Source organism: Neobacillus sp. C211 (assembly GCF_051842875.1).
Lineage (GTDB): Bacteria > Bacillota > Bacilli > Bacillales > Cytobacillaceae > Neobacillus.
The window spans coordinates 186616-196822 of record NZ_JBPXRO010000006.1 but is presented as its reverse complement, the minus strand read 5'-3'; the positions used below and the strand labels follow the sequence as shown (position 1 = coordinate 196822).

Sequence of the window (10207 nt, the reverse complement as noted above, 5' to 3'; positions counted from 1 at the left end):
TGCCGAGGAGGCTCCCCGGCACGCCCGCGGAAAGCGAAGTGCCTGGAGCGCAAATCAACAGACATGTTGCAAAGCCTATATATTAATAATGTTATAATAAATTAACGCGGTGAATGGTTAAAGTTATTGTAGAAAATATGAGACTGTCGAAAGTTTCTCGACAGCCTGGACCGGGCATGCGCCCGGTTCTTTTTATTCCCCAAGCATAAATAGTCAGATTCTTTTACCCAATCTTGGATGACGATTTAAAATTCCTGTTAGTTTATCTAACAAAACCACTGACAAGAACCAAAAATTCAGTTAACTTTTCATTATAAACAAGAAAGAAAGGAAGATTTCAATGTATCGAAAAATTGATATTAAACTAGCTGAAAGAATCCTTCAATTAGATAAATTAAGAGATGAGTTGTATGAAGAACTCATGAAAACAATGGGATCTCAGGCGAATGAACTTTTAAGAAGACTCCAAAATTATTAATTTCAGTTTGAAGGGGTGATGAAAGTTGGCCACTCATTTGCGTAAAGGACTCGAACGCCTTAGGCAGTTTTATATTAAGAAGTTGTTAGATTCAGGCATGTCTTATTCTTCTGACCACGAGCTTTACTCTCTTACCTTCAATGAACTGGAAAGCCTATACAAAAAAATATTTTCCCCAACAAAATCATGACGAATGCACTCCATAGAAATTTCTTCTGAAAAACAAGTAAAATGGTTTGAATACCCAGTCCAATGTAAGAAAATCTAACATATAATATATTAAATTAACAAATTGATTAAATATTGAAACAATAGGGTGTGGTGAGAGGCAAAAATGGGAAAAGACATATCATATAAAGATAAAAAAGTGATTACAATTGGAATTGTTCGGGACCTCACCGGTCTCTCCGAACGACAAATACGATATTACGAAGAACGAAAGCTTATTTTCCCTGAAAGGTCTGCTGGAGGAAGCCGCAAATTTTCATTTTCAGATGTTGAACTATTGATGGATATTGCCAATAAAATTGAAGACGGAATTCAAACACATGATATTAGGAAAGAAATGCTTCGTGAACAAAAGAAACACAACCAAGAAGATGTACGCAGAAAGATGATTCAAGGGCAATTAAACGCCCAATTTGGTATACGGAAAAAGTAAGGAGCTAACCTTCAATCCCATTCCTTCTATAGAGAATGGGATTTTTTATCGCACTTTTCTCCCTCCGTTCAGACAAAAAGCTGGGGTTATGTCTCATTATTAAAAAACCATGTTAGATTATCTTCCAAATTTATAGAAAATAATTCGGAATCATGTAAGAATACTAACATACCGAATGTTAAGAAAACTAACATCATTTAAAAGGGGGAGAAAAAATGGATACTTTATTCTTAATGAACAGTCTTTGGGTAATGCTAGGAGCGATACTTGTCATTTTAATGATCGGCGGGTTCATCCTGTTAGAAACAGGTTCCACCCGAATGAAAAATGCAGGACATATTGCTGGTAAAACCATTCTCACATTTAGTATTAGCTCAATTGTATTTTGGGCAGTTGGATTTGGATTAATTTTCGGAAAAGGAAATGCACTTATAGGCCTTTCTGACTTCTTATATTCAGGCTATGATATCGATAGTTTATCACTTTCTGGTTCTGTTTTCTTTTTATTCCAATTAGCTTTTGCAGGTATTTCCTTAACGATTGCATTTGGCGGGTTTGCTGAACGAGCAAAATTAGGCGTCTATCTCGTATTCGCAGTATTATTTTCTGTTATAGTTTATCCTCCAATTGCTCACTGGATTTGGGGCGGCGGCTGGTTAGCAGAGATTGGCCAACAAGACTTCGCCGGTTCGACCGTTGTTCACTTAACTGGTGCTATGGCTGCACTGGCAGCTACGATTCTATTAAAACCACGTATCGGAAAATTTAATAAAGATGGTTCCGCCAATAATCTAGCTGGTCATAACCAAGTATTTACAGCACTAAGTGTTTTACTCTTATGGGTTGGATGGTTCGGATTTAACGCGGGCAGTACATTATCAGTTGACAAGGGTTTCTTTGGATTCGTCGCATTAAACACAAACCTTGGTGCTGCTGCTGGTACCGTTGCCGCAATGATTATCTCTTGGATCGTATTGGGTAAGGCAGATGTTCCAATGATGTTAAATGGTGCATTAGCAGGCCTCGTAGCGATTACTGCTTCTTGTGCATTTGTTGATACTTGGGCCGCTGTCCTGATTGGTTTTATCTCTGGTATTCTTGTATTTTATAGTATTAGCTTCTTTGAGAAAAAAGGAATTGATGATCCAATCGCAGCACTATCTGTACATGGTACGGCTGGTGTCTGGGGAACGTTATCGACTGGTTTCTTTGCAACAAAAGAATTAGCCACGGTCGGAAAACCTGGATTATTTTATGGTGGCGGCTTCCATCAGCTCGGGGTTCAAGCATTAGGCGTTATCGCCTCTGGTGCCTTCGCCTTGGTCGCATCCTTTATCTTGCTTGCCATTATTAAAAAAGCAATGAATGGCTTGCGTGTCACAGAAGAAGAAGAGATTATGGGCTTAGATATGAGCGAGCACGGAAGCTATGGATATCCCGAATTGCTTAAAGCGGAACAAAACAAGGCTCTTTAAATTTTTATACATTAAGTGTGCAACTCCTATTTAGGGCTTGCACACTTTCTAGATTTTTTAAGTAAGTGGAGGTGAAAATATGCATGATAATACCTACTCAGCCATTGCAGAATATAGAAGATTTCACATGAAGCCCGTTGCTCAGGATCACTTCAAATTAAACGAACTTCATGACAACATGATTAAACAGGTATTGGAGATATCACTAAAAGAAATTCTTGCTCGATATGGCCCTCCGCCGTCCCCCTTTTCTTTCTTTGTGATGGGGAGCGCTGGACGTTTCGAACAATCCGTATGGAGTGACCAAGACCATGGCATTGTTTATCTCGATCCGACAGCTGAAGCAAAAGCTTATTTTTTGTCATTAGGAAAGGAAATATCAAAAGGTCTTTATCAAGCAGGCTATCCTTATTGCGATGGCGGTGTCATGGCTGGCAATCCGTTCTGGTGTAAATCCCATTCTGAATGGGAGAAGCAAATAAAGAACTGGGCCCAAGAGGCATCTTGGGAATCGTTACGGTATCTACTCATCATTATTGACGGTCGTTCTATTTTTGGACAGCATCAACTCTTGGAACATCTAAAGACCTTTGTGTACCAGACCGTTCAAAAGGAACATCTTCTGCCAAGAATGACAAACAATACTCTTTATTTCAAAAAAGGGATTGGCGTATTAGGTCAGCTTTTAGTAGAGACTCACGGGGTACATACTGGGTCTCTAAATATAAAGGAGACTGCCCTCTTTCCATATGTGAACGCTGCTCGTTTATTGGCAGTAAAAGAAAATCTACTGGAGACTTCTACCCTATCAAGGCTCCACAAACTACAGATACATGACAAGGATTTATATAAAGCAATGTTTTTAAAACTGTTAAACTATCGTCTTCTTTTTGTCAGTCACACAGATTATGATTCTGGTCACTATTTACCGGTCGACATCCTAACAAAAGAGCAAAAGAATGAAATGAAAGACATCATTAAAAATGGGGTAACTCTTCATCAATCCGTAAGAAAATTAATAGAAAAGGAGGGAAAACATGAGAATAAATGATTTGGCACAATACTTTAGGCAAATTTCAGGCAAAGTCAGTTCTAATATTTATGCTGGGATTCAGGGGCAAGGCAATCAACAACAACTCTCGTTCATCCGGCAGCTGCAGAAAGAAATGAAAGTAAAAAACAACTTAGATACCCCGCTTAACGAATTAGAAGTCGTTGTCTTTGATTTGGAAACCACTGGGTTTTATCCAGAAAAGGGAGATCGCGTCCTATCGATTGGAGCTGTAAAAATGATTGGTCCGCACATCGAGGATAATCATACTTTTTATTCCCTTGTTAAATCAGACCTTCCTCTTACCTCAGAAATTTCTACTTTAACAAATATTCATGAAGATCAATTGCGGGATGCTCCGGATGCCAGGGATGTCTTAGTTCAATTTTTCAAGTATACACAAAGTCATATCCTTGTCGCACATCACTCTAAACATGAAAAGTCCTTTATGCAAAAAATGACATGGGATCTGTTAAAGACTCGATTTGAACATCGAATCATCGATACTTCCTTCTTAATTCGACTATCAGATTCATCTATGAAATCATTACCACTAGAAGAAGTCTGCCATAAATGTGGGATTGTTATAAAAGATCGCCACCATGCACTTGGCGATGCAATCATGACAGCGCAAATATGGTCCAGCTATTTAAAAATAGCTCAAAAAAACGGATATAGTAATTTACGAGAAGTATATGAACATCTTGCAAAGCTTTGAGCATAAGAACACTATTTTAAACTAGTGTTTTTTTGTCTAGAATTAAAAATTTCTAGTTTGAAATATAATCCACTTTGCAACACCACCATCTTACTTTCCTCTGAATATCCCCTTCGTTTCAATCCTTTTCGAGGACAAAATAACCTAAAAATAAAAAAATTTCAAAAAAATTTTTTTCGCTGTTTTCCTTATCACAACAATAATGTAAACGCTATCAACTTTTTTGATTTATTTGAATTGTCAGATTTTTATATTGACCATGTTTTCGATTGGTTGTATGATTATCGAAAATAATCATCTATTCAATAACTGTCATAGCTCCTCACCATTTGGAGATGGGGATGACAATTCTTTTTTAAAAATTTGTTTAGTCATTTAAAGCGTTCTATCACAAAAGAGGAGTGGTTAGGTTGGGGAGTCAATGGATTTTCCTTGGCGGCAAGTTCGTCAAGAAAGAAGATGCTGTAGTTTCAGTTTTCGATCATGGTTTTTTATATGGTGATGGTGTGTTTGAAGGCATACGTGTTTATAGCGGAAACGTCTTTAGACTCGATGCTCACCTGAAAAGACTGTATGAATCAGCACAATCCATTATGCTGAATATTCCATACACACAGGAGGAAATGACTCAATTAATCGTAGAGACAATTAGAAAAAATCAGCTAGAAAGCGCCTATATTCGTGTCGTTGTTTCCCGTGGAAAAGGGAATCTCGGCCTAGACCCTTCTTCCTGCTCGATACCAAGCGTCATTATTATTGCTGAAGAACTTAGCATGTATCCTAAAGAGTATTACGAACGTGGAATTAAAATTGCATCTGTTGCGAGTCGAAGGAATCGCCCAGATGTCCTAAGCCCACAGATTAAATCACTAAACTATTTAAATAATATTCTAGTAAAATTAGAGGCTAACCAAGCTGGCGTTGAGGAAGCATTAATGCTTAATGATCAGGGTTATGTTACTGAAGGCTCAGCTGATAATATATTTATTGTAAAAAATGGTGCCATCTATACCCCGCCTGTTTATTTAGGGGCATTAGAAGGAATTACCCGTAACGCTATCCTAGATATTGCAAGAGCCAAGGGCTTTGAAGTCCGTGAATCACCATTTACTAGACATGATGTCTACGTGGCTGATGAGGTGTTCTTAACCGGCACAGCTGTAGAAGTAATTGCAGTTATTGATGTGGATGGCCGTAAAATTAGTGATGGAAAACCTGGTGAAGTTACGAAAGTTCTTTTAGAAGAATTCAGGAAAATTGTAACAACAGACGGAGTGGCTTGTTACCCAACAGGTTCAAACCATGTAATCGTCAGTTAGGAGCTAAATTAATATGCGTAGCGATATGATTAAAAAGGGAATTGATCGGGCACCCCACCGTAGCCTTTTATATGCAACAGGGGTAAAAACGAGTGATCTTGAAAAGCCGTTTATCGGCGTCTGTAACTCGTTTATTGAAATTATTCCAGGACACAAACACCTTAATCATTTCGGTGAGATTGTAAAAGAGGCCATCCGTGAGGCTGGCGGTATTCCTTTCGAATTCAATACGATTGGTGTAGATGATGGCATTGCGATGGGTCATATTGGAATGCGATATTCCCTTCCAAGCCGCGAGATTATCGCCGATAGTGCCGAAACCGTGATTAATGCTCATTGGTTCGATGGTGTTTTTTACATTCCAAACTGTGACAAGATTACACCTGGCATGTTAATGGCAGCTGCGAGAACAAACGTCCCTTCTGTATTTGTATCAGGTGGACCGATGGAAGCAGGTGTTTCACCTTCGACTGGAAAGAACCTTTCTCTTACTTCTGTATTTGAAGGTGTTGGAGCTTACCATAACGGTACAATCAGCCAACAGGAACTGCTTGATATCGAAAACAATGCCTGCCCTACTTGCGGGTCATGTTCAGGGATGTTTACAGCCAACTCAATGAACTGTCTAATGGAAGTATTAGGAATGACGGTTCCTGGAAATGGAACAATCATTGCAACTTCTGATGAGAGGCATGAATTAATTCGTCAAGCTGCAAGACATCTAATCGAATTAGTAAAAAAAGATATTCGACCACGTGACATTATTACTAGAGAGGCAATCGATAATGCCTTTGCCCTAGATATGGCCATGGGTGGTTCAACAAATACAGTACTTCATACATTGGCAATTGCCAATGAAGCCGGGATTGAATACGATTTACGTGAGATAAACAAAATTGCTGAGAGAGTTCCTTATTTAGCTAAAATTATGCCAGCATCCGATTATTCAATGGAAGACATTCATCATGCAGGCGGTGTTAGTGCCATTATTAATGAACTTTATAAAGTTGAAGGCGCCTTACATGATAATTGTTTAACTATTACCGGAAAAACTCTTTCAGAAAATGTGAAGGAAGCAACAATTACGAATGAAAACGTCATCCGGCCAAAAGACAATCCATATAGCCCAGTTGGTGGACTATCCATCCTATATGGAAACATTGCTCCAGATGGTAGTGTAATCAAGGTTGGTGCAGTTGATCCTTCGATAAAAACCTTCTTGGGTGAAGCAATCGTTTTTGAATCCCAGGATGATGCACAAGAAAATATTAATAATGGTACCGTTCAAGCTGGACACGTGGTGGTTATCCGCTATGAAGGTCCAAAAGGCGGTCCAGGAATGCCTGAAATGCTTGCACCTACTTCCGCGATTATGGGTCGTGGATTAGGTAAAGAAGTTGCCCTAATTACAGATGGACGCTTCTCGGGAGCCAGCCGTGGTATTTCTATCGGTCATATCTCTCCTGAAGCAGCAGAAGGCGGACCAATCGCCCTTGTTGAAAATGGCGACAAAATCTTAATTGATCTTGCAGCACGCTCGATTGAACTTCTTGTAGATGATGAAGTGTTAGAAGAAAGACGTAAGGCATGGGTGAAACCAGAGCCAAAAATCAAAACAGGTTACCTTGCAAAATATGCAAAACTCGTTACATCTGCTAATACTGGCGGGATCATGAAATTTTAGAAATACCAATGGGAATTCGTAGTACCCCTCCCCTTCCTAAGGAAGTTAAGGTATTATTGGCGTTAAATGAAGATCTTTTGACAAAAAAATAGCGAATAAATCGATGACGGGAATAAAGGAATAAGATTTAGTATTTTCAGAGAGCTGGGGTTGCTGGAAGCCCAGTAATACAACTTATTCCGACATCATCCCTGAGTGTTGAGCTGAACGGTCCTGACTTTAGTAGGCTCAATCGGGTGCATATACTTTTGAGCACCTGTTACAAAAAGAAGCGTTCTATGCTTTCGTGGGTCGCTTCATAAGGCAGTATTCGTAAGGATACTGTAAAACCGGGTGGTACCGAGAAAATGAAAGGCCTTTTCTCCCCGATTATTCTGCTTATGTTTTCGTTTTTGCAGTTAATTCGTGGAGAATGGGCCTTTTTAACTATGAATAAAGATTTATTGTCAAATTCCGACGTTTTACCAACAAAATTTTCTGTTTATTTACAAATTTCTATATTATAATACAAAAATAACAAATCACTATTTTCCGACATCTACATTCAATTTTTACCCTTAAGGAGGGATTATGACGTGAAAGTAGAAGCAAAAAAGCTTGAGGTCCAAACTACAACAGAGCCGAGAACCGGTGCAGACCTTCTCATCGACTTACTGAAAAAAGAAGGTGTGGAAACGCTGTTTGGATATCCCGGGGGTGCCGTCCTTCCAATCTATGATGCCATTTACCGCGCCCAGGGTACAATCAAGCATGTTCTCTTCCGACATGAACAAGGAATGATCCATGCAGCTGAAGGGTATGCCCGAGTTACAGGGAAACCTGGAGTCGTTCTTGCCACATCAGGACCTGGGGCAACCAATCTTGTGACTGGGATAACCGATGCGATGATGGATTCCCTGCCACTTGTTATTTTCACCGGCCAGGTTGCACGAAGCGTCATCGGAACAGACGCCTTTCAAGAAGCCGATGTTATGGCGATTACAACACCAATCACGAAACATAACTATCAGGTACAATCTATCGAGGACTTACCACGCATCGTCAAGGAAGCTTTTCATATCGCTTCTACCGGACGACCAGGGCCCGTCTTAGTCGATGTCCCTAAAGATATTTCCGCAGGATTTTTAACTGAGGAACCAGAAGAAGCAAGCATAAATTTACCTGGATACCAGCCAACAACAAAGCCAAATCCATTACAAATTAAAAAACTTGCCGATTCAATTTCAAAAGCTATCAAGCCTGTAATTCTTTCAGGCGCAGGTGTTCTCCATGGGAAAGCATCTGCTGAACTAACTGCTTTGGCGGAAAAACACCAGATCCCGGTGGTCACAACTTTACTTGGACTTGGTACTTTTCCGGCAGATCATCCCCTCTCGTTAGGAATGGGTGGAATGCACGGAACATATGCAGCTAACATGGCCATTTACGAATGTGATCTGCTTATCAATTTTGGAGCACGCTTCGATGACAGACTAACAGGTAATCTTAAACACTTCGCACCTTTTGCGAAGGTTGCTCATATTGACATCGATCCAGCAGAAATTGGTAAAAATATTCCAACAAATCTCCCAATCGTTTCTGATACGAAAGAGGCACTTACTGAACTGCTTGATCAAGCGATTGAATCACCAAATTCTGCTGAATGGCTGGAAAAACTGAGCCAAAACAAGCAGGAATATCCACTTTGGTATAAGCATGATCCGAACGGAATGTGTCCGCAATGGGTCATTGAAGCAGTCCATAAAGTAACGAACGGTGACGCCATCGTCGCAACCGATGTAGGGCAGCACCAAATGTGGGCAGCACAGTATTACACTTTTAAAGAGCCGCACCGCTGGATTACCTCTGGCGGACTTGGAACAATGGGCTTTGGCTTCCCTGCTGCGATTGGCGCACAAATTGCCGCACCGGATAGTACCGTTGTTGCAATTGTTGGAGATGGCGGTTTTCAAATGACACTTCAGGAATTATCGATTATTTATGAAAGAAACCTTCCTGTAAAAATCATTATTGTCAACAACGGCGCACTTGGAATGGTTCGCCAATGGCAGGAATTATTACACGGAAACCGTATTTCAGAATCGATCCTTCATACACAGCCTGATTTTGTCAAACTTGCAGACAGCTATTCGATTAAGGGTTATCAAGTTAATAATCAAGAAGAACTGATCACTGTTTTACCGGAAGTATTTGCTCATAATGGCCCGGTATTAGTTGATTGCCGTGTACTTCAACAAGAGAAAGTATTCCCAATGATTGCCCCTGGTAAAGGAATCCATGAAATGATTGGGGTGAAACCATGAAGCGAATCATAACCGCAACCGTTCAGGATCGAGCCGGTGTACTCAACCGCGTTACTGGACTTTTGCAAAGACGGCAATTCAATATTGAAAGTATTTCCGTTGGTCCAACAGAAACGGAAGGTGTTTCAAGAATGACCCTGGTTGTCGAGATTGAAGATGAACAGCGTCTCGAACAAGTGACAAAGCAACTCAATAAACAGATTGATGTTTTAAAAGTTTCTGATATCACTGATAAAGCAGTCGTTGTCCGCGAATTGGCCTTGATTAAAGTAGCCAGCAGCAGCCAGCTCCGCAGTGAGATTAACGGAATTATTGATCCATTTCGTGCGATTGTTATTGACGTAAGTAAGGATAGCTTAACCATTCAAATCACCGGCAAACCTGAAAAAGTCGATGCATTACTAGAATTACTTCGCCCTTATGGAATTAAAGAGATTGCCAGAACAGGGTTGACCGCCCTTTTACGCGGGCATCAACCGCACGTAAACGAACTAACTCACCACACCCTACTAAAATAA

The 10207-nt window shown here is 40.1% G+C and carries 10 protein-coding genes; all 10 read left to right on the top strand.

The features are described from left to right. Positions 1–340: 340 nt before the first annotated feature. The 10 genes from ACSU6B_RS08580 (at position 341) to ilvN (ending at position 10207) form a co-directional block, all read left to right on the top strand. Entirely contained in the window at positions 341–478 is a 138-nt protein-coding gene (locus ACSU6B_RS08580; protein ID WP_215002829.1) for a hypothetical protein, read from the top strand. Between the two features lie 25 nt (positions 479–503). Then, complete coding sequence (locus ACSU6B_RS08575; RefSeq protein ID WP_168242138.1) at positions 504–668, top strand: Fur-regulated basic protein FbpA; 165 nt, start codon at positions 504–506, stop codon at positions 666–668. A gap of 144 nt (positions 669–812) precedes the next feature. After that, on the top strand, positions 813–1139 hold the full coding sequence (locus tag ACSU6B_RS08570) for a MerR family transcriptional regulator (protein ID WP_098930184.1): 327 nt from the start codon (positions 813–815) through the stop codon (positions 1137–1139). Positions 1140–1354: 215 nt separating this feature from the next. Continuing rightward, complete coding sequence (locus ACSU6B_RS08565) at positions 1355–2614, top strand: ammonium transporter (protein ID WP_410884350.1); 1260 nt, start codon at positions 1355–1357, stop codon at positions 2612–2614. A gap of 79 nt (positions 2615–2693) precedes the next feature. Further along, positions 2694–3665 carry a DUF294 nucleotidyltransferase-like domain-containing protein gene (locus tag ACSU6B_RS08560; RefSeq protein ID WP_410884348.1) on the top strand — a complete coding sequence of 324 codons (972 nt, stop codon included), beginning with the start codon at positions 2694–2696 and terminating at the stop codon, positions 3663–3665. After that, on the top strand, positions 3652–4383 hold the full coding sequence (locus ACSU6B_RS08555; protein WP_410884346.1) for an exonuclease domain-containing protein: 732 nt from the start codon (positions 3652–3654) through the stop codon (positions 4381–4383). The genes ACSU6B_RS08560 and ACSU6B_RS08555 overlap by 14 nt, the downstream gene beginning before the upstream one ends. A gap of 410 nt (positions 4384–4793) precedes the next feature. After that, positions 4794–5702, top strand: coding sequence for a branched-chain-amino-acid transaminase (ilvE, locus tag ACSU6B_RS08550; protein ID WP_410884344.1), 909 nt, complete (start codon positions 4794–4796; stop codon positions 5700–5702). Positions 5703–5715: 13 nt separating this feature from the next. Further along, positions 5716–7386, top strand: a complete 1671-nt coding sequence (gene ilvD / locus ACSU6B_RS08545; RefSeq protein ID WP_410884342.1) for a dihydroxy-acid dehydratase — start codon at positions 5716–5718, stop codon at positions 7384–7386. A gap of 575 nt (positions 7387–7961) precedes the next feature. Then, positions 7962–9689, top strand: a complete 1728-nt coding sequence (ilvB, locus tag ACSU6B_RS08540; RefSeq protein ID WP_215002816.1) for a biosynthetic-type acetolactate synthase large subunit — start codon at positions 7962–7964, stop codon at positions 9687–9689. After that, a complete protein-coding gene (gene ilvN / locus ACSU6B_RS08535) occupies positions 9686–10207 on the top strand; it encodes an acetolactate synthase small subunit (RefSeq protein ID WP_215002815.1) in 522 nt (173 codons plus the stop codon). The genes ilvB and ilvN overlap by 4 nt, the downstream gene beginning before the upstream one ends.